Source organism: Thioalkalivibrio sp. ALE20, from assembly GCF_000381405.1.
GTDB lineage: Bacteria > Pseudomonadota > Gammaproteobacteria > Ectothiorhodospirales > Ectothiorhodospiraceae > Thioalkalivibrio.
The window spans coordinates 39,009-56,699 of sequence record NZ_KB906481.1 but is presented as its reverse complement, the minus strand read 5'-3'; the positions used below and the strand labels follow the sequence as shown (position 1 = coordinate 56,699).

The following is a 17,691-nucleotide window of genomic DNA, read 5'->3' as shown; positions in this document are numbered from 1 at the left end:
CTCGATGCTCTTGCCGGTGGAGTTGTCGGTCAGCGTGACGGTCTTGCTCATGGAACGGCCTCGCGTGGAATCGATGATGGCGACCAGACCCGAATGGTAAACCAATCGTTCCGCGGCCACAGCCGCACATGTGCACGCTAGCGTTGGCACCCCGGGTTTTCCGAGACAAGGCGCGTCGCGCAGCGGGTAGTGGTTCTACCCGCAAGCGGCGCAACGCAGGATCGGGGAACCCGGGGCGCCAACCCCGAAGGGGCTCGGCCGCTTTTGCGCGCGCACGGCGTTGCGGCTCCCTTGTGCAGAATGACTGCACGGCGGTCGCCGCGCCTTGTTCGCACGCAAAAGCGACTCGAGCGCGAGCGTGCACATGGATCAGCGTTTCCCTAGAATCCGGGACATGGAACGAGATGCCGAATTCCAGCGCCTGCAGGGCGTGCTGCAGACCCACCCCGAGCTGGAGCTGGTGATGCTGTTCGGCTCGCTGGCCCGCGGCACCGCGACCGCCGACAGCGATCTCGATATTGCCGTAAGCGCCGGTGCCCCGCTGGACGTGGAGGCGCGTATCCGGCTCATCGACGAGTTGGCCCTGGTCGCCGGTCGCCCCGTCGACCTTGTCGATCTCACCCGCGCCGGCGAGCCGCTGCTCGGGCAGATCATGACCACCGGCGTGCGTCTGTGGGGCAGTGACGAGGCCCAGGCCCGCTTCCTGACCCGCCATCTCTTCGATCAGGCCGATTTCCTGCCATATCGTGATCGCATCCTCGCCGCGCGGAGGAATGCATGGATCAACGGGTGATCGAACAGAAGATCGAGACCCTGCGCTACTGCGTCGAGCGCGTGGCCCGGCGTTGCCCGGGCAATCCCGATGAACTGGCGTCCGATCCGGATGCCCAGGACATCATCGCCCTGAATCTGGCGCGCGCTGTCCAGCAATGCGTCGATGTGGGCGCCCACCTGCTCATATCCAGGGCCTATCCTCCGCCGGACACCATGGGGGAGACCTTCGAGCGGCTGGACTGAGCCGGTTCAGCGGGTGTGGCGCTGGCGCAGGAGGTCGCGTTCGGCGAGGTGGGGAGTGTGCTGCAGGCCCTCGCCCGGGTGGCGCAGGGCGCGGCCGGTTTCGATCGCGGGGTGATGGTCCCGCAGGGCCGTGCGGATCTCGGCGTGGCGTCGTTCCAGGGCGTCGGGGCCGGTGTCCACCAGCAGCAGGCCGAACCGGTTGCCGGCGATACGCGCCACACGGTCGCCGGGGAGCAGCAGGCCCTGCAGGATCGGTCCGAGCTCCGCCAGCAGCCGGTCGCCCTGGCCGATGCCCGCCTCCCGATTGATGGCCTCCAGATCGGTGACCTCCGCGAGGACCACCGCGCAGGGCTGCCCGTTGCGCTGGCAGCGCTCTTCCTCGCCTTCCAGGGCCATGTCCCAGCCGCGTCGGTTCAGGGTGCCGCTCACCGGATCGGAGCCGGGCAGCAGGGCCGTGGCCTGGCGTTCGCGGTCGAGGATGTCGTTCTCGCGCTGCAGGGCCAGCAGGTGGCCTGCGGTGTCGGCCAGGGCCTCCAGGGCGGTGTAGCGGTCGTGGAGCTGCGGGTCCACGGGCTCGGGGTGCACGCCGCACAGAGTGCCGAACAGGTTCCCGTCGCGGTCGTGCAGTGGAAAACCGACATAGGCGCCCACCGGGAGCTGGTGGTTCACCGGCGCGTCGCGATAGACGGGGATCCCGCTCGTATCCGGGGCGATGGACGGGGCGTCGCCACAGGCCATGTGGATGCAGCAGGAGCCGTGCCAGTCGAGGACGACGCCCGGGGCGATCGTGTCGCCCTGGTCCAGGGCGTGCAGGATGATCCAGTCGCGTCCTTCGACCCGGGTCAGCAGCCAGGTGTCCAGCGGGGCTATGGCGTACAGCGCGTCCATCAGCGAACGGACGGCGCCGGAGAAGGCGTCGGTGCCGGGCTCGGTGTGCTGCGGCGGGCGGGGATTCGGGGCTTCCATGCGCGGATTCCGGGTCGGGTTGTCGGGGGGACCGGCCGTGATGATCAGAACCGGGGCAGGTCCGGGTGCGGTGGTTGCGCCGAGCGCACGTGCTGGCGGCCGAATTCGGCGCAGCGTGCCAGCGTGGGCACCGCCTTGCCGGGGTTCAGCAGGCCGCGGGGATCGAATGCGCTGCGCAGGGCATGGAACTGCTCCAGCTCGGCGGAGGCGAACTGCACGCACATGCCGTCCAGCTTTTCCACCCCCACGCCATGCTCGCCGGTGACCGTGCCGCCCACCGCCACGCACAGCTCCAGGATCGCCTCGCCGAAGGTCTCGGCGGTCTCGATCTGGCCCGGCTGGCTGGCGTCGTAGAGGATGAGCGGGTGCAGGTTGCCGTCGCCGGCGTGGAACACGTTGCACACGCCCAGGCCGTGTTCGGCGGAGAGCGCATCGATGCGTTCGAGCACGTACCCGAGCTGGTGACGCGGGATGGTGCCGTCCATGCAGTAGTAGTCGGGCGAGATGCGGCCGGCGGCGGGGAAGGCGGCCTTGCGTCCGGCCCAGAAGCGCGTGCGCTCGGCATCGTCCTGCGCGGTACGGACCTCGGTCGCGCCCAGCCCCAGCAGTTTTTCGCGCACGAACATCACGCTCTCGGAGACCTCGCTGTTGCTGCCGTCCAGCTCGCACAGCAGGATGGCCGCGGCATCCACCGGATAGCCGGCATGGACGAAGTCCTCGGCGGCGCGGATCGCGGCGTTGTCCATCATCTCCAGACCCGCGGGGATCAGTCCGGCGGCGATGATGCCGGCCACCGCGGCGCCGGCGGTCTCCACGTCGTCAAAGCTCGCCATCAGCACCTGGGTGCGTTCGGGGCGCGGCAACAGGCGCACGGTGACCTCGGTGACGATTCCCAGCATGCCCTCGGAGCCGATCAGGAAGGCCAGCAGGTCCAGGCCTTCGGTATCCAGGGTCTTGCCGCCGACGCGGATGACTTCACCGTCCAGGGTCACGAACTCCAGCCCGGTCACGTTGTGGACCGTGAGGCCGTATTTCAGGCAGTGCACGCCGCCGGCGTTTTCGGCTACGTTGCCGCCGATGGAGCAGGCGATCTGCGACGAGGGGTCGGGGGCGTAGTACAGACCGGCCGGGGCGGCGGCCTCGGAGATCGCGAGGTTGCGTACGCCCGGCTGGACCACCGCGCAGCGGTTGTCGGCATCGATCTCGAGGATTCGGTTGAAGCGCGCCATCGACAGCAGCAGGCCCTCGGCGCTGGGCAGCGCGCCCCCGGACAGGCCCGTGCCCGCGCCGCGCGGCACCACCGGCACGCCGTGCTCGCGGCAGGCCGTCAGGCACCGCTGGAGCTCGTCCATGCTGGCGGGCAGGGCGACCGCGCCGGGGACCTCGCGAAAGGCGGAGAGTCCGTCGCATTCGTAGGCGCGGCGCTCGCTTTCCTCGACGATCAGCGCCTCGGGCGGCAGCTGCTCGCGCAGGGTGTCGATCACGGCGGCCAGACCGGGCTGAGGGGTGGTTACGGCACTCATGACCGTGATGGTAGACCGTTGCCCGCCGGCCGGGACAATTCCGCAGTTTCCGGAGGGCTCACGCGAGCCGGTCCAGGGGGAAGGCGCGGGCGTCGTGCAGGGCGGCGGCCAGGTGGGTGGCGTAGTGGTCCACCAGGGCCGCGCCCTCGGCGGCGGTGGCCGCTGCCGCATTCCCGGTGGTGCCGGCGGGGTTGAGGTCGCCGGCCAGCCAGGCGAATCCGGCCGGTCCCTCCGGGCGCAGGACCTCCAGCGAGGCCTCCAGCTCCTCGCCCAGCGATCCCGCGTGGCGGGCCTCGGCGTCGTGTACGCTGGCGGGCGCCAGATGACGCATCATCGCCGTCTCGATGCGCCCGCCGTGCAGGCCATGGCGTTGTTCGGCGGCCGGGATGCTGGCCTGCGCCGGCGGATCCTGGAGAAAGTAATGATGACGCACGATCAGCATGCGGTGGCGGCGGCGCAGTTCCAGCGCTGCGGTGTCGGCCACCGCCCGGTTGCCGCCGTGACTGTTGTGCAGCACCAGGCGGCGCACGCCGGCGCCGGCCACGGCCCGGCCGGTTTCCACCAGCACGCGGATGGCGGTCTCCGGTGTCAGGCTCAGGGTGCCGGCGAAGCGGGCGTGCTCGGGGCTGGCCAGGATCGCCAGCGGCGGCAGGGCCAGCAGGGGGAAATCCGCGGGAAGCCGCGCCCACGCCGCCTGCAGCAGGCCCTCGCCGATGCGCAGGTCGGTGTCCAGCGGCAGATGCGGCCCGTGCTGTTCGATGGCTGCCAGCGGCAGCACGGCCACCGGGTCGCGGCCGGCCAGTTCGGCGGCCTCGGCGGTGGTCAGGTCCTGCCAGCGGGGCAGGGGGCGGGGCGCGTCAGGATCGTGCATGCGGCATGCGCAGGCGGGCGTAGAGATCGCCGGAGCCGTAATCCGCGGCGTGGGCCTCCAGCCACAGCCGCACCCGGCCCCGGTCCTGCCAGCGGGCGAAGCGGTATTCGCGCTGCTCGCCGGCGATCACGTTGAATTCGTAGTCGCCCAGCTCGGCCAGGCGTTCCATGCCGGCGATTGCGATGTCCAGCGCGCCGGCGACGAACTCCAGCGACAGCGCCGGGATCGGCTGTGACAGCCCGGCCAGCACCTCGACTTCATAACCTTCGGCGTCGATCTTGCAGAACGCCGGCATGCCGTATTCGGCGATCAGGTCATCGAGGGTGATGACCGGCACCTGCACATGATCTTCCCAGCGCACGCGGCGGAAGCCGTCGTTGCGCCGCGGCAGCTCGTCGGTCCAGCGCGGGGACAGCGTGGAGACCGTGGGGGTCCGGTGGCTGATGTACAGGTCGGCCGTGCCGGGCTCGGCGCCCACCGCCTCGCCGCGCACGGTTACGTTGCGCCGCCGGCCGGGCCCGCGCTCGAGCCAGCGGCGCAGGGCAGGCTGTGGCTCCACCGCGATCACGTGGCCGCCGAGGCGGGAGAAGGCCAGCGTGCGATCCCCCAGATGGGCGCCGATGTCGAACACCCGGTCGTCGCGCCCGATGAACGGACGGTACAGCCGGCGCAGGGCCCGCTGGCGCCCGGGGCGCCGGTAGATCGCCAGCGAGCGCAGCAGGCCGAGGGTGGCGTTCAGCCGCTCGCGAGCGGCCGGAGACGGGTCGGGATTCGGGGGCGCGTCCATGCTTCCCAGCTTAGGGAAACGCGGATCCATGTGCACGCCCGTCCGGTCTTGTTCGCCTGCAAGCAGGCTCCTACGGGCGCGCAGCGGCTGGGTCGGGAGGGTTTGGCAGCAGATCCTGTGCAGCCCGTTCCAGTTTGCAGGCGAGCCGTGTAGCGGGCCGCCATCGCCGCCCGGTTTTCCACCGGGCGGGGCGTTTCCACCAGCAGGTCGATATCGCCACCGCGGGCCGCATCGTCGACGCGCGATCCGAACAGATAAACGTTACAGTCCCCGAACAGTTCGTGGGCGGTGTGGTGGATCGTTTTACGCTGGTCTTCGCTCAATCGCATCGTGGTCCTCCGGGTCCCGGATGGGATTGTAGGCCGAGTACGGGCCGGAACGCTCGGGGGCGGGGCCGGTCCCAATGGACATTGCGTATTCCGGCTGGAGAAGCTTGATGAGGCTGATTCCGAATTGTGAGTGGCGGACCCTCGTGGCGCCGTCGTTGCTGGCCCTGACGGCCACCGTGTTCGCTCTGGGGCCCTCTGCACCCCATGCAGATGTGCCATCGGGCGCGGATTGTGTGCAGCCCGGCCAGTGGGCCACGCCGGAGGGCGGGGACGTGGACGCCGCGGCGCTGTTCGCCGAACTGGCCGGCGCCGATGCGGTGCTGCTGGGCGAGACCCACAACCGCATGGACCACCATCGCTGGCAGGTCGGCACCCTGGCCGCGCTGCACGGCCAGCGTCCGGACATGGTGATCGGTCTGGAGATGCTGCCGCGCTCGGCGCAGCCGGTGCTGGATGACTGGGTGGCGGGCGAACTGGACGAGGAGCGGTTCCTGCAGGAAAGCGACTGGTTCGAGCACTGGGGCTTCAACCCGCGGCTGTACTGGCCGATCCTGCATTTCGCGCGGGTGCACGACGTCCCGCTGGTGGCGCTGAATGCCGAGCGCGACCTGGTGCGCCGCCTGGGCCACGAGGGCTGGGACAGCGTGCCCGCCGACGAGCGCGACGGGGTCTCCGCCCCGGCCGAACCCGCCGATGCCTATCGCGAATACCTGGAGGAGGTGCTGGCGCGCCATCCGGCCGCACCGGGGGGCAGCGATGCGTTCATTGGCACCCAGCTGGCCTGGGACCGGATGATGGCCGCGGCCATCGCCGGGGTGATCGAGGCGGGCGGTGACCAGCCGCCGCTGGTGGTCGGGATCATCGGCTCCGGCCATCTGGAATACGGCCACGGCGTGCCGCACCAGCTGGCGGATCTGGGCGTGGCCAACGCTCCGGTACTGCTGCCGCGCGAGAGCGACGGGGCGTGTACGGGGCAGGACCCGGAGCTGGCGCGGGCGGTGTTCGGCGTGCAGGGCGGCGAGCGCTTCCAGCCGCTGACCCCGATCCTGGGGGTGCAAATGCAGCGCCCCGAAGAGGGCGACGGGGTGGAGATCCGCGGCGTGATGCCCGATTCGGTGGCCGGCGCCGCCGGCATCGAGAGCGGCGACCGTCTGGTCGAGGCCGGTGGCCGCGCGGTGGACACGCCGGCCGATCTGCAGCGCATCGTTCAGGCCGTGACCCCGGGCACCTGGTTGCCGCTGGTGCTGGAACGTAACGGCGAGCGCCAACGGGTGATCGCGCGCTTCCCCTGGCAGGAGAGCGCGGGGGCGCGGCCGGCCGCGGGGAACGGTCACTGATGGCCCGCCTGCGGCGTACCCCGGGGCACAATCGGCCCGGCACCGCCGCGCTGGCGTGCCTGCTGAGCGTGCCGTTTGCGGGGTGGGCGGCACCGGTCGTCGCCGGCGACCCGCCCGCCCGCGAACTGACGATCGAACTGTTCCCCGCCGAGCAGCGGCTGCAGGGGCGTCTGAGCCTGCCCGCCGCGATGCTGGAAGACGCGGACGGGGAGCTGCGCTTTCGCTTCGCACGCGGTTTGCGGGTGGACGCCGTGGAGCGGGGCGGGCACGCGCTGAACCACGAACACAGCGACGCGGGATACCTGCAGGTGACGCTCGATGGCGACGGGGACCTCGCCGGGGACGTCTCACGCGGGCCGCTGGTCATCGAATACCGTGCCCGGCTGCAGGCCCCGGAGGACGCCGGCCCCGGGGGCGGATTCCTCGGCGCGGCCGGCGGCTTCCTGCCGGCGGGGGCCGCCTGGTATCCGCGGCAGCCGGAGGCCGAACCCGCGCCGGTGCGCCTGGAGGTGCTTGCGGCCGATGGCCATCGCGTCGTGGCCTCCGGGTCGTGGCGCGAGGAGGCCGCTGAAGACGCGGCCACCGGGGACGCGGACGCGGAGGGCGTGACCCGCGCGGTGTTCGAGCATCCCGGCGGGCGTGCGCTGGCGCTGGCCAGCGGCCCCTGGGAGGAGGGGCGCAGCGAGACCGCCGATGGCGTGGAGGTGCGCACCCTGTTCCCGGCGGAGCTGGAGGGCGCGTTCGGCGCGACCTACCGCGAGAAGACCGTGGAATACCTCGAGCGCTTCAGCGACCTGCTCGGGCCGTATGCCTTCGACAGCTTCACCGTGGCGGCCAGCCCGGCGCCGGTGGGGCTGGCCTTCTCCGGATTCACCCTGCTGGGCGAACGGGTCATCCCGCTGCCGTTCATCCCGCACACCTCGCTGGGGCACGAGGTGCTGCACAACTGGTGGGGCACCGGGGTGTACGCCGATCGCCGCCAGGGCAACTGGACCGAGGGTCTGACCACCTTCATGGCCGATTACCGGTTCGCCGAAGAACGCGGCGAGGCGCGCGACGAACGGGGCCAGTGGCTGCGTGACTACGCCGCCCTGCCGGAAGGCGAGGACTACCCGCATGGCGAGTTCGTCGGCGGCAATGCCGGGGCCGACCGCATCGCCGGGTATCACCGCGGCGCGATGCTGTGGCGGATGCTCGAGGACCGCATCGGCGAGGCGGCGCTGCACGCGGGGCTGGCCGACTTCTACGCCGAATACCGGCATCGCGAGGCCGGCTGGCCGGAGCTGATCGCGGCCGTGGACGCGGCGACCGAAGATGATCTGGAAGCGTTCTTCGAGCAGTGGATCGGCCGGGCCGGCGCGCCGCGCCTGGCGCTGGAGAACCCGGCCGCGCGTGAAGACGCCGACGGCTGGCGTGTGACCGCGCGGCTGGCACAGGCGGATACCGACGATCCCTGGCGGGTGCGCGTGCCGCTGGTGGTCGAGTTCGCGGAGGATGACGGCCGGGAGACGCGGGAGACGCACTGGGTGGATCTGCAGGAGGCCGCCACCGAGCTGGAGCTGGAGCTGACCGGCGACGCGCGGCCCGCGCGCATCGCCGTGGACCCCGACTGGCGCGTGTTCCGCCACCTGATGGCGGAGGAGTACCCGCGCATCCTGCGCGAGGCGGAGCTGGACCCGGCGACCCGGGTGATCCCCCTCGGCGGGGCCGCGCCCGCCGAGCTGGCGCCGTGGCTGGGACGGGTGCCGGAGACGGCGGCCCCGGATACCGATCCCGATTCCGATTCCGGGGCGGGAGCCGAAGCACCGCGGGTGCTGCTGGGTTCGCGCGCGGCGGTCGCTGAATGGCTGGGCGAACGCGGACTGCCGACGCGCCCGCAGGAGGCGCACGCGGACACGGACGACCTGCCCGATGACGGGTCCGATGCCGGGGCCCTGGCCTGGACCGTACCGGAGACCGGCATCACGGTGATCGCGGCCGACTCGGCCGGCGAGCGGCGTGCACTGGCGGGTGCACTGCGCCATCGCGCGCAGGAGAGCTACCTTCTGCAGGACGATGGCGAGCCAGTGGCGCGCGGGCTGTGGCCGGTGCCGGGGCCCTGGCGCTCGCTGGCGGACTGAACTCCCCGGCCGCGGGCCCCGGGCCCGATCAGTACGGCAGGCGCTGGTGCTCGAAGTCGAACAGCCCGCCCGAGTCCTCGGGACCGAGGGCGTCCAGCACCTCCAGCAGTGCGCCGGTCGCGCGTTCCGGCGTCAGCACCTCGGGGGCGCGGGCGCGGTATGGCTCCGACAGCGGGGTCTCCACCGTGCCCGGCTGCAGCGCCGCCACCACCGCGCGGCGATGGCTGAAGCGCATCTCCAGCGCCGTGGTGCGCACGATCTGGTTGAGCGCGGCCTTGGAGGCGCGATAGCTCAGCCAGCCGCCGGAGTGGTTGTCAGCGATGGAGCCCACGCGCGCCGACAGCGTTGCCAGCACCGCCTTGCGGTCCTTCGGCAGCAGCCCCGCGAAGTGCTTGAAGATCAGCGCCGGGCCGATGGCGTTGACCGCGAAGGCCTGCGCCATCACCGCCGGATCGAGCTCGCGCAGGCGTTTTTCCGGCCGATGGCCGTCGATGGTGAGCACTCCGGTGGCGTCGATGATCAGGTCCCAGTCAGGCGCCTGCTCCGTCAGCCATGCGGCCGCGTGGCGGATGCTGTCCTCGTCGGTGAGCTCCAGCGGCGGATCGGTGGAGCGGCCCAGCGCCACGACCCGCGCGCAGTTCGGGTCGTTCTCCAGGTGGGTGACGAAGGCGCGGCCGAGGCCGCCGGTGGCGCCGATCACCACGGCGCGGAAGGGGGGTGCGAGTGAGTCCATGTTGCTGTGACCGCAGGCATCGCGATTCGATCCGTTCGTTTGCGTATGGCCTGTACCGGGACCGGGTCGTGTATGCTCTGCGCCGAGTGCAGACGGGAATCCGCGCATGAATTTCCTCCATACCCTTGGCCACGCCGCTCGCAACCTGGCCCCCATCGTGATCGTGGTGGTGGTGTTCCAGATGTTCGTGCTGCAGTCCGTGCCCGAGGGCGTGCTGTCCATGGCCATCGGTCTGGTGATCGTGGTCTTCGGGGTGGCGCTGTTCCTGCAGGGGCTGGAGATGGGGATCTTCCCCATCGGCAAGAACCTCTCCAACGCGCTGGCGCGGCGCGGCTCGCTGATCCTGCTGATGGCCTTCGGTTTTACCCTGGGCTTTGCCACGGTGATCGCGGAGCCGGCGCTGATCGCGGTGGCGGAACAGGCCGAGGTCATCTCCGAGGGGCACATCCAGGGCTTCATCCTGCGCCTGATCGTGGCGCTGTCGGTGGGCGCGGTGGTGGCGCTGGGCATCCTCCGCACCGTGCTCGGCCACCCGCTGCACTGGTACATCCTCACCGGCTACGTACTGGTGGTGCTGGTCACCTTCTTCGCGCCCGAGGAGATCGTGGGCCTGGCCTACGACTCCGGCGGCGTCACCACCAACATCGTGACCGTGCCGCTGGTGGCCGCGCTGGGGCTGGGGCTGGCCGCGTCGCTGGCCGGGCGCAACCCGCTGCGCGACGGCTTCGGCCTGGTGGCGCTGGCCGTGATGGTGCCGATGATCACGGTGCAGCTCTACGGCATCGTGGTGTTCGCCGGGGCCGACATCGACGGCCCGGCACCCGGCGCCGGCGACGGAGCGGCCATGGATACCGACACGGATCTGCCCGGGGCGGGCGAGGAACGCCACTTCCTCAGCGCCATGGGCATGGACCTGCTGCTGATGCTGCGCGACGTCGCGCCCATCATCGGCGTGATCGTGGTGTTCCAGTACTTCGTGCTGCGCAAGCACATTCCGTATCTGCCGCGGGTGCTCTTCGGCTTCGCCCTGGTGGTGTTCGGCCTGTATGCCTTCGTGGTCGGGCTCAAGCTGGGCCTGTTCCCGATCGGCGAGAGCATGGCGGAGCAGCTGATCGCCAACGACCGGTTCGTGTGGGTGTACCTGTTCGCGTTTGCGATCGGCTTTGCGACCACCATGGCGGAACCCGCGCTGATCGCCATCGGCCAGAAGGCCGAGGAAGCGGCCAAGGGCTCGCTGAAGGGCAGCGCGATCCGCATCCTGGTGGCGCTGGGGGTGGCCGTGGGCATCACCATCGGGGTGCACCGCATCCTCAGCGGGGACTCCATCCACCTGTACATCATGGCCGGGTATGTCCTGGTCATCGTGCTGACCATCCTCGCACCCAAGGACATCGTGGCGCTGGCATTCGACCTCGGCGGGGTGACCACCTCGGAGGTCACGGTGCCGCTGGTGACGGCGCTGGGGATCGGGCTGGCGACGCATCTGGAGGGACGCAACGTGCTGATCGACGGCTTCGGCCTGATCGCGTTCGCGTCCATCTTCCCCATCGTGACCGTGATGCTCTATGCCATCGCGGTCGATCTTTACGAACGCTTGATCCGCAAGGACAGGAGGGACACGGCATGAGATTCTCGGCCCTGGTGGCGGTGCTGCCCGACGAACTGGAACAAAAGGCCGTGGATGCGGCGCGCGAGGCCGGTGCCGCCGGCGTGACCATCATGGATGCGCGCGGCATCGGCGCGGAGGCGCGCAAGACCTTCCTCGGCATGACCTACGAGGGCAGCCAGTCGGTGTTGCTGTGGATTCTGGAGAAGCGCCTCGCGCTGACGGTGCTGAAATCACTGTTCCGCGAGCTTGGGCTGGACGAAGACCCGCGCGGGGTGGCCTTCATCACGGACATCTCGCATCTGGCGGGCATTGACCGGCGGCAGATCGACCGCTTCGAGGAACAGGTCAAGGACGAAATCTGACCCCAACTCCGACCGGAGGGAGACTTCATGCTGGTTCGCGACATCCTGACCGAGAAAGTCATCACCGTGGCCCCGCTGGCCCCGCTGCGCGAGGCCATGCAGCTGATGCGCGACAACAACGTGCGCTCGCTGGTGGTGGACAAGCAGCACCCGCACGATGCCTACGGCATCATCACCTACACCACCATCCTCAAGACCATCGTGGCCGAAGAGGGCGACATCGACCTGGCCAACGTGTACGACGTGGCCACCAAGCCGGTGATCACCGTGCCCGCGGAGATGGACGTCAAATACGTGGCGCGGATGATGGTCAACATGGACGTGCGCCGCCTGGTGGTGCTGGAAGGCAACCAGCTGGAGGGGATCGTCACCACCAGCGACATCGTCGGTTCCATCCTCGGCATGCTGGACGAGGTCTGACCGCGGTGACGTCCCTCGACCTCCAGGATCTCCCGGACATCCCGCAGGGACTGGCGCGGCTGGAGCTGCTCGACGCCGCGATCGAGGATACCGCGCACAGCGTGCTGATCACCGACGCGGATCTCGATGACGGTCCGCATATCGTCTACGTGAACCGCGGCTTCGAGCAGATGACCGGCTATTATCGGGACGAGGTCCTCGGCCTGACCCCGCGCATCCTGCAGGGGCCGAAGACCTCGCGCGCGGTACTGGACGAGCTGAAGATGACCCTGGAGCGCGGCGAGGGGTTCGACGCCGAGACCATCAACTACCGCAAGGATGGCGAGCCCTACAGTGTGCGCTGGCACATCTCGCCGGTGCGGGTGCCGGAAGACAGCCCGAGCATTACCCATTACGTGTCGGTGCAGCGGGACGTGACCGAGGACCGGCGCCGCGAGGCGCAGCTGCGGCTGCTGTCCGCCGCGCTGGAGGCCTCCGGGGACCCGGTGCTGATCACCGATCCCGAGGGCGTGATCGTGTTCGCCAACACGGCCTTCATCGAACTCAGCGGGTTCGACGCCGAGCGCGTGATCGGCGCCACCCCGGCGCTGTTCAAGTCCGAGGAGCACGACGACGAGTTCTTTACCACGATGTGGGAACGGCTGCGCCGGGGCGAGGCCTTCCGCGGCGAGTTCGTGAACCGGCGACCGGACGGCGAGAAGGTTCACCTGGAGCAGACCATCACACCGGTGCGCGACGACTGCGGCGAGATCACGCATTTCGTGGCCTTCGGCAAGGATGTGACCGAGCGCGTGCACATGGAGGGCGAGATCCGGCGTCTGGCCGAGACCGACTGGCTGACGGGGCTGGCCAACCGTCTGACCCTGGGCAATCGCCTGGAGGCCGAGATGGACCGCTGCGAGCGCTATCAGCGGCCGATGGCCGTGATCATGTTCGACATCGACCACTTCAAGGCGGTGAACGACGAACACGGACACGAGGCCGGTGATGTGGTGCTCAAGGCGGTGGCCCGCACGGTGGATGCCCAGCTGCGTGAACAGGATCTGCTGGGGCGCTGGGGCGGGGAGGAGTTTCTGATCGTGCTGCCGGAGACGGACGGCGAGGGGGCCGCCGCGGCGGCGGAGAAACTGCGTCGTTCGATCGCGCAGCTGGATCTGCCGGATGCACCGGCGGTGACCGCCAGCTTCGGGGTGACCGAGCGCCAGCCGAACGACACGCCACGCGCGATCACGCGGCGGGTCGATCAGGCGATGTATCAGGCCAAGGAGGGCGGACGCGACCGCGTCGTCCTCCTGTAATGGCCCTTGCTAACGGAACGGTCTCGTGCCCCGGTGACCCGGGGCGCGAGGCGGGGTATCAGGCCTTGCGGCGCAGGACCCAGATCTCCAGCAGCGCCCATTCCTCGCCCGGATAGTTTTCCTGTTCCAGCTCGGACATGCGGCGGTGACGGCTGGCGGTGCTGCCCACGAACTCGAAGCGGTCCAGCAGCATGCGCTTGGTCTCGTCGGCCTTTTCCAGCGCGAAGGGGTTGAGGAAGTTCACCAGCAGGTAACCTTCGCCCTCGCCACGGCGGAACGCATCCAGCAGCGACGCGATGGCCGGCGGATCCAGATACACCAGCGACGCGGTGGACAGCAGGATGTCGGCCTCTTCCAGCGACTTCTCGATCGCGTCGCGGGTCTCCGGGGCCGGATTGTTCAGGTCGGCCGCGTGGGTCTCGTCGAACAGGCCGGCACGCTGACCGTAGGCCAGGGCGTTCTCGGAGATGTCGATGCCGGTGGTGTGCATCGGCAGGCGGCGCGGCTTGCTGATGGTGTTGCAGACCGTTTCCGAGGCCCAGTTCTCGCGGATCTCGTCCACGGTCATGTTGTGCACCGCCGCCATCGTGGTGTTGCCGAAGCAGCAGGCCAGGTCGACGTAGTTGAGGGTGCGGCCGCTGGCGGCCTGCTGCTCGGCCCACGGCAGGATGAGCCGGTCGAAGGTCTGGCGGTTGAAGTCGTCGGAGATGTAGTCCAGCGCATCGATGATGCGCTCCTTGAACGGCACCGGCGTCTCGGCGACGTAGATGTCGTCAAAATGCTGTTTCTTCTCCTCGGTCTTCACTTCGGACTGGCTCATCGGGGCAAACCCTCATCATTGGAAAGTACACCAGTCTCCGGCCAAGCCACCCGACCGTCAAGCAAACACGCCCCGATCGGCCCCGGGCCAGATCGGTAGGAGGCCGGCCCTCCGGCCGATTCCACGTCCGGCCGATCTCCTGCGCCCGATCGGCCAGAGGCTGGCCTCCTACGGCCCCCCGCCGCGTAGGAGGCCGGCCCCCCGGCCGATCCCGCGTCCGGCCGATCTCCTGCGCCCGATCGGCCAGAGGCTGGCCTCCTACGGCCCCCGGTCGTGTAGGAGGCCGGCCCTCCGGCCGATTCCGCGTCCGGCCGATCTCCTGCGCCCGATCGGCCAGAGGCTGACCTCCCACGGCCCCCGCCGCGTAGGAGGCCGGCCCTCCGGCCGATTCCACGTCCGAGCAATGTCCTGCGCCCGATCGGCCAGAGGCTGGCCTCCTACGGCCCCCGCCGCGTAGGAGGCCGGCCCTCCGGCCGATCCCACGTCCGGGCTGTCTCCTGCGCCCGATCGGCCAGAGGCTGGCCTCCTACGGCCCCCGGTCGTGTAGGAGGCCGGCCCCCCGGCCGATCCCACGTCCGGGCGACTTCCTCCGGCGTGGTTGACCCCGCCCCCCGTCCGCCCTAAAGTCCGATACAGTGCGACAAATTGTCGCAGCCATCCACGCTTGTCATCGCGTCGAAGGGCGCAGGAGATGCCACCCATGGCCCGAAGCGTTCGTCTGGACGACACCCTGGTCCGTGATGCACAGGTCTATGCGGAGGCCAATCACCGCAGCCTGCCCAAGCAGATCGAGCACTGGGTGCAGATCGGCCGCACGGCCGAAGACAACCCGGATCTGCCCTATGAATTTATCAGGGACGCACTGACCGCAACCGCCGAGATCGACGCAGGACGGGTCGAGCCGTATGTCCGCCGAAAGAAGGATTGAGATACGGCAGACGCCGACCTTCCGCAAGGCGTTCAAGCGTTTGAGCGAAAAGCAGAAGGACCGGGTGGACGACGAGATCGACCGCCTTGTCGAGAATCCGGAACTGGGGACGCGGGAGCGGGGCGATCTCGCACATCTGTGGGTGCATAAATTTCGGCTGGAGGGGCAGGAGATCCTGCTGGGTTACGCATGGGACGAGGGACAGCTCGTCCTCACGCTGATGAATCTGGCCCCGCACGAGAATTTCTATCAGGCCGCCCGCAAACGCAGGGACGCGGACCTCAAGTTTCTGCACGAACCGGACCCGGGCACATGAACCTGGACTGTTTCAAGGCGTACGACATCCGCGGACGGGTGCCGACCCAGCTGAACGAGCGGGTGGCGTACACCATCGCGCGGGCCGTTGCGGAGGAGCTGGGGCCGCAGATGGCCATCGTGGGGCGGGACGTGCGCCTGACCAGCCCGGCGCTGGCGGCGGCGGTCATCGACGGGCTCTCCGCCGGCGGCTGCAACGTGGCCGACATCGGCCTGTGCGGCACCGAGGAGGTGTACTTCGCCACCGCCTACTACCGGGCCGGGGCGGGCATCATGGTCACCGCCAGCCACAACCCCATGGACTACAACGGGCTCAAGATCGTGCGCGAGGGCGCGCGGCCGGTGAGCGCGGACACCGGGCTGGAGGCGATCCGCTGGCGGGCGGAGCAGGGCGGGTTTACCCCTCGGGTACGCGGGCGCACCGGGCGGCTGTACCACCGCGAGGCGTACATCCGCCACCTGCTGAGCCTGGTCGACCCCGAGGTGATGCCGCCGCTCAACCTGCTCGTGAACCCCGGAAACGGCGGAGCCGGCCCGGTCCTGGACGAGCTGGACGCGCATCTGCCGATCCAGCTGATCCGCGAGAACGCCGAACCCGACGGCAACTTCCCCAACGGCATCCCCAACCCCATGCTGGAGGAGAACCGCCGCTTCACCAGCGACGCGGTGCTGTCCTTCGGCGGCGACCTCGGCCTGGCCTGGGACGGCGACTTCGACCGTTGCTTCTTCTTCGACTCGCACGGCGAGTTCGTCGAGGGGTACTACATGGTCGGCCTGCTGGCCGAGGCCAGCCTGCGTGCACAGCCGGGAGGCGGGCAGGGGAACCGGGTGGTGCACGACCCGCGCCTCACCTGGAACACCATCGAGATGGTCGAGGCCGCCGGCGGCGTCCCCGTGCAGAGCAAGGCCGGCCACGCGTTCATGAAGGAGACCATGCGCCGCGAGAACGCCGTGTACGGCGGCGAGATGAGCGCCCACCACTTCTTCCGCGACTTCTACTACTGCGACTCCGGCATGCTGCCCTGGCTGCGGGTGGTCGAGCTGATGGGGCGGCGCGAGCAGTCCCTGCGCGAGATGGTGCGCGAACGCATGGATCGCTTCCCCTGCAGCGGCGAGATCAACTTCCGTGTGGACAACATGATGGACGTCATCCACCGCGTGATGGTCGCCACCGACGCACAGTCCGGCCACATCGACCGCACGGACGGCATCAGCGTCGAATTCCCCGAATGGCGCTACAACCTGCGCGGCTCCAACACCGAACCCCTGCTGCGCCTCAACGTCGAGACCCGCGGCGACCGCCACCTCCTGCGCCGCCAGGTCGAACACATCTCTGCCATCATCGAAGCCGGGGAATAACCCCTGATGCCCGATCGGCCAGGGGGCTGGCCTCCCACGGGTGCCCCGACCGGGTCGGCGGGCCCCGGCGGATCGGCGGGCACGGCCCGTAGGAGGCCGGCCCTCCGGCCGATCTGCCCCTCCGGCCGATTTGCCCCGGTGGGTTGTCTGGCCCCGATCGGCCAGGGGGCTGGCCTCCTACGAGGCGGGGGAACGGTAGGAGGCCGGCCCTCCGGCCGATTTGCCCCGGTGGGTTGTCTGGCCCCGATCGGCCAGGGGGCTGGCCTCCTACGAGGCGGGGCAAACGGTAGGAGGCCGGCCCTCCGGCCGATTTTGCGTTCGGGCAACCCCCGACGCCGGGTAGGTCAACGCCCGATCGGCATTCAATCAGGCCGCAGCCGAGTCCGCGCCATTTCGGGTGACCGACGGCAATCGAGCACGGCAAAAATCTGAACCCGCTCCGGCTCCGGCATTCGATAATACACGGCATACGGGAACCGACGAGCCAGCAGCCGGTAGAAGCCGAACCGGGTCTCATGGATGCCGGCGTAAAGGGCGAGGGAGTCGATTTCGCTGGCCAGGCTTTCGAGAAAATAGAAACCGACCCCGGGACAAAGCTTTTCGTAGAAATGAAAGCCGTCAGTCAGATCGCGTTCGGCTTCCGAGAGGAGCTCAATCTTCATTCAGGGCGATTGAGCAAGCGTTCCCGCGCACTGCTCCAGGGGGTGAATTGCGAGCGCCCCTGTTCTATCTGCGCTGCCCGGTCGTCCAGGACCTCACCGTGCCACTCCGGAGCAGGAACCTGCTCGGGAGTCCGGCTCAGGTCCTCCCACAGGGCTTCCATGGTTCGCAGTTTCTCGGCGACCGACATTTTTTCGATGGTTGGGTCCATAGCCTGGTACCAGAATGTCAAGGGAT

The 17,691-nt window shown here is 69.5% G+C and carries 19 protein-coding genes and 1 pseudogene; 11 read left to right on the top strand and 9 right to left on the bottom strand.

The window, feature by feature from the left end; genetic code table 11:
• Positions 1–394: 394 nt before the first annotated feature.
• The gene (locus F790_RS0112405) at positions 395–793 is read left to right on the top strand and encodes a nucleotidyltransferase domain-containing protein (RefSeq protein ID WP_019591861.1); all 399 of its coding nucleotides are present in this window, start codon (positions 395–397) and stop codon (positions 791–793) included.
• Positions 778–1,011: pseudogene (locus F790_RS13910) on the top strand (DUF86 domain-containing protein); the annotation flags it as partial. The gene F790_RS0112405 and the pseudogene F790_RS13910, both read left to right, overlap by 16 nt.
• Before the next feature lie 12 nt (positions 1,012–1,023).
• On the opposite strand, the gene F790_RS0112395 reads toward F790_RS13910, so the two are convergent.
• The 5 genes from F790_RS0112395 to F790_RS15010 are packed head-to-tail and all read right to left on the bottom strand — an operon-like array spanning position 1,024 to position 5,493.
• The gene (locus tag F790_RS0112395; protein ID WP_019591859.1) at positions 1,024–1,983 is read right to left on the bottom strand and encodes a GGDEF domain-containing protein; all 960 of its coding nucleotides are present in this window, start codon (positions 1,981–1,983) and stop codon (positions 1,024–1,026) included.
• Between the two features lie 44 nt (positions 1,984–2,027).
• Positions 2,028–3,506, bottom strand: a complete 1,479-nt coding sequence (locus F790_RS0112390; protein ID WP_026332958.1) for an FAD-linked oxidase C-terminal domain-containing protein — start codon at positions 3,504–3,506, stop codon at positions 2,028–2,030.
• A gap of 58 nt (positions 3,507–3,564) precedes the next feature.
• On the bottom strand, positions 3,565–4,377 hold the full coding sequence (locus F790_RS0112385; RefSeq protein WP_019591857.1) for a creatininase family protein: 813 nt from the start codon (positions 4,375–4,377) through the stop codon (positions 3,565–3,567).
• The gene (locus F790_RS0112380; RefSeq protein WP_019021018.1) at positions 4,364–5,164 is read right to left on the bottom strand and encodes an FkbM family methyltransferase; all 801 of its coding nucleotides are present in this window, start codon (positions 5,162–5,164) and stop codon (positions 4,364–4,366) included. The genes F790_RS0112385 and F790_RS0112380 overlap by 14 nt, the downstream gene beginning before the upstream one ends.
• Positions 5,113–5,493, bottom strand: a complete 381-nt coding sequence (locus F790_RS15010) for a nucleotidyltransferase domain-containing protein (RefSeq protein ID WP_369773038.1) — start codon at positions 5,491–5,493, stop codon at positions 5,113–5,115. The genes F790_RS0112380 and F790_RS15010 overlap by 52 nt, the downstream gene beginning before the upstream one ends.
• A 272-nt stretch (positions 5,494–5,765) precedes the next feature.
• Here F790_RS15010 and F790_RS0112370 point away from each other — a divergent pair, with 272 nt between their 5' ends.
• Positions 5,766–6,830, top strand: a complete 1,065-nt coding sequence (locus F790_RS0112370) for a ChaN family lipoprotein (RefSeq protein WP_019591856.1) — start codon at positions 5,766–5,768, stop codon at positions 6,828–6,830.
• Positions 6,830–8,950 carry a M1 family metallopeptidase gene (locus tag F790_RS0112365; protein ID WP_019591855.1) on the top strand — a complete coding sequence of 707 codons (2,121 nt, stop codon included), beginning with the start codon at positions 6,830–6,832 and terminating at the stop codon, positions 8,948–8,950. Before F790_RS0112370 ends, F790_RS0112365 begins: the two co-directional genes overlap by 1 nt.
• A gap of 28 nt (positions 8,951–8,978) precedes the next feature.
• Here the strand turns inward: F790_RS0112365 and F790_RS0112360 are convergent, their stop codons facing one another.
• Positions 8,979–9,683 (bottom strand): SDR family NAD(P)-dependent oxidoreductase, encoded by a 705-nt coding sequence (locus F790_RS0112360; protein ID WP_019591854.1) that lies wholly within the window; start codon positions 9,681–9,683, stop codon positions 8,979–8,981.
• 106 nt (positions 9,684–9,789) lie between these two features.
• On the opposite strand from F790_RS0112360, the gene F790_RS0112355 reads away from it, so the two are divergent.
• The 4 genes from F790_RS0112355 to F790_RS0112340 are packed head-to-tail and all read left to right on the top strand — an operon-like array spanning position 9,790 to position 13,372.
• Positions 9,790–11,310: a DUF1538 domain-containing protein gene (locus F790_RS0112355; RefSeq protein ID WP_019591853.1), complete on the top strand. Its 1,521-nt coding sequence runs from the start codon at positions 9,790–9,792 to the stop codon at positions 11,308–11,310.
• Complete coding sequence (locus F790_RS0112350; protein WP_018871355.1) at positions 11,307–11,654, top strand: hypothetical protein; 348 nt, start codon at positions 11,307–11,309, stop codon at positions 11,652–11,654. Before F790_RS0112355 ends, F790_RS0112350 begins: the two co-directional genes overlap by 4 nt.
• A gap of 27 nt (positions 11,655–11,681) precedes the next feature.
• Positions 11,682–12,074 carry a CBS domain-containing protein gene (locus F790_RS0112345; protein WP_018871354.1) on the top strand — a complete coding sequence of 131 codons (393 nt, stop codon included), beginning with the start codon at positions 11,682–11,684 and terminating at the stop codon, positions 12,072–12,074.
• 5 nt (positions 12,075–12,079) lie between these two features.
• Positions 12,080–13,372 (top strand): diguanylate cyclase, encoded by a 1,293-nt coding sequence (locus tag F790_RS0112340; RefSeq protein ID WP_019591852.1) that lies wholly within the window; start codon positions 12,080–12,082, stop codon positions 13,370–13,372.
• A 58-nt stretch (positions 13,373–13,430) separates the two neighbouring features.
• Here the strand turns inward: F790_RS0112340 and F790_RS0112335 are convergent, their stop codons facing one another.
• Positions 13,431–14,192 carry a class I SAM-dependent methyltransferase gene (locus F790_RS0112335; protein ID WP_020700654.1) on the bottom strand — a complete coding sequence of 254 codons (762 nt, stop codon included), beginning with the start codon at positions 14,190–14,192 and terminating at the stop codon, positions 13,431–13,433.
• Between the two features lie 700 nt (positions 14,193–14,892).
• Between F790_RS0112335 and F790_RS0112330 the strand changes: the two genes are divergently transcribed.
• The 3 genes from F790_RS0112330 to F790_RS0112320 are packed head-to-tail and all read left to right on the top strand — an operon-like array spanning position 14,893 to position 16,794.
• On the top strand, positions 14,893–15,120 hold the full coding sequence (locus F790_RS0112330; protein ID WP_018946147.1) for a hypothetical protein: 228 nt from the start codon (positions 14,893–14,895) through the stop codon (positions 15,118–15,120).
• Positions 15,098–15,436: a type II toxin-antitoxin system RelE/ParE family toxin gene (locus F790_RS0112325; protein WP_255349452.1), complete on the top strand. Its 339-nt coding sequence runs from the start codon at positions 15,098–15,100 to the stop codon at positions 15,434–15,436. Before F790_RS0112330 ends, F790_RS0112325 begins: the two co-directional genes overlap by 23 nt.
• On the top strand, positions 15,433–16,794 hold the full coding sequence (locus F790_RS0112320) for a phosphomannomutase/phosphoglucomutase (protein WP_019591850.1): 1,362 nt from the start codon (positions 15,433–15,435) through the stop codon (positions 16,792–16,794). Before F790_RS0112325 ends, F790_RS0112320 begins: the two co-directional genes overlap by 4 nt.
• A 362-nt stretch (positions 16,795–17,156) precedes the next feature.
• On the opposite strand, the gene F790_RS0112315 is transcribed toward F790_RS0112320, so the two are convergent.
• Positions 17,157–17,456 carry a type II toxin-antitoxin system RelE/ParE family toxin gene (locus F790_RS0112315; protein WP_019591849.1) on the bottom strand — a complete coding sequence of 100 codons (300 nt, stop codon included), beginning with the start codon at positions 17,454–17,456 and terminating at the stop codon, positions 17,157–17,159.
• Positions 17,453–17,665, bottom strand: a complete 213-nt coding sequence (locus tag F790_RS0112310; protein ID WP_019021008.1) for an addiction module protein — start codon at positions 17,663–17,665, stop codon at positions 17,453–17,455. The genes F790_RS0112315 and F790_RS0112310 overlap by 4 nt, the downstream gene beginning before the upstream one ends.
• Between the last annotated feature and the right edge of the window lie 26 nt (positions 17,666–17,691).

Excerpts from the sequence above, each read along its gene's own strand:
- F790_RS0112325 (WP_255349452.1), top strand. The coding sequence starts at position 15,098 with ATGTCCGCCGAAAGAAGGATTGAGATACGGCAGACGCCGACCTTCCGC.
- F790_RS0112390 (WP_026332958.1), bottom strand. The coding sequence starts at position 3,506 with ATGAGTGCCGTAACCACCCCTCAGCCCGGTCTGGCCGCCGTGATCGAC.
- F790_RS0112405 (WP_019591861.1), top strand. The coding sequence starts at position 395 with ATGGAACGAGATGCCGAATTCCAGCGCCTGCAGGGCGTGCTGCAGACC.
- F790_RS0112385 (WP_019591857.1), bottom strand. The coding sequence starts at position 4,377 with ATGCACGATCCTGACGCGCCCCGCCCCCTGCCCCGCTGGCAGGACCTG.
- F790_RS0112330 (WP_018946147.1), top strand. The coding sequence starts at position 14,893 with ATGGCCCGAAGCGTTCGTCTGGACGACACCCTGGTCCGTGATGCACAG.
- F790_RS0112365 (WP_019591855.1), top strand. The coding sequence starts at position 6,830 with ATGGCCCGCCTGCGGCGTACCCCGGGGCACAATCGGCCCGGCACCGCC.
- F790_RS0112320 (WP_019591850.1), top strand. The coding sequence starts at position 15,433 with ATGAACCTGGACTGTTTCAAGGCGTACGACATCCGCGGACGGGTGCCG.
- F790_RS0112360 (WP_019591854.1), bottom strand. The coding sequence starts at position 9,683 with ATGGACTCACTCGCACCCCCCTTCCGCGCCGTGGTGATCGGCGCCACC.
- F790_RS0112350 (WP_018871355.1), top strand. The coding sequence starts at position 11,307 with ATGAGATTCTCGGCCCTGGTGGCGGTGCTGCCCGACGAACTGGAACAA.
- F790_RS0112335 (WP_020700654.1), bottom strand. The coding sequence starts at position 14,192 with ATGAGCCAGTCCGAAGTGAAGACCGAGGAGAAGAAACAGCATTTTGAC.
- F790_RS0112315 (WP_019591849.1), bottom strand. The coding sequence starts at position 17,456 with ATGAAGATTGAGCTCCTCTCGGAAGCCGAACGCGATCTGACTGACGGC.
- F790_RS0112380 (WP_019021018.1), bottom strand. The coding sequence starts at position 5,164 with ATGGACGCGCCCCCGAATCCCGACCCGTCTCCGGCCGCTCGCGAGCGG.
- F790_RS0112310 (WP_019021008.1), bottom strand. The coding sequence starts at position 17,665 with ATGGACCCAACCATCGAAAAAATGTCGGTCGCCGAGAAACTGCGAACC.
- F790_RS0112345 (WP_018871354.1), top strand. The coding sequence starts at position 11,682 with ATGCTGGTTCGCGACATCCTGACCGAGAAAGTCATCACCGTGGCCCCG.
- F790_RS0112395 (WP_019591859.1), bottom strand. The coding sequence starts at position 1,983 with ATGGAAGCCCCGAATCCCCGCCCGCCGCAGCACACCGAGCCCGGCACC.
- F790_RS0112355 (WP_019591853.1), top strand. The coding sequence starts at position 9,790 with ATGAATTTCCTCCATACCCTTGGCCACGCCGCTCGCAACCTGGCCCCC.
- F790_RS15010 (WP_369773038.1), bottom strand. The coding sequence starts at position 5,493 with ATGCGATTGAGCGAAGACCAGCGTAAAACGATCCACCACACCGCCCAC.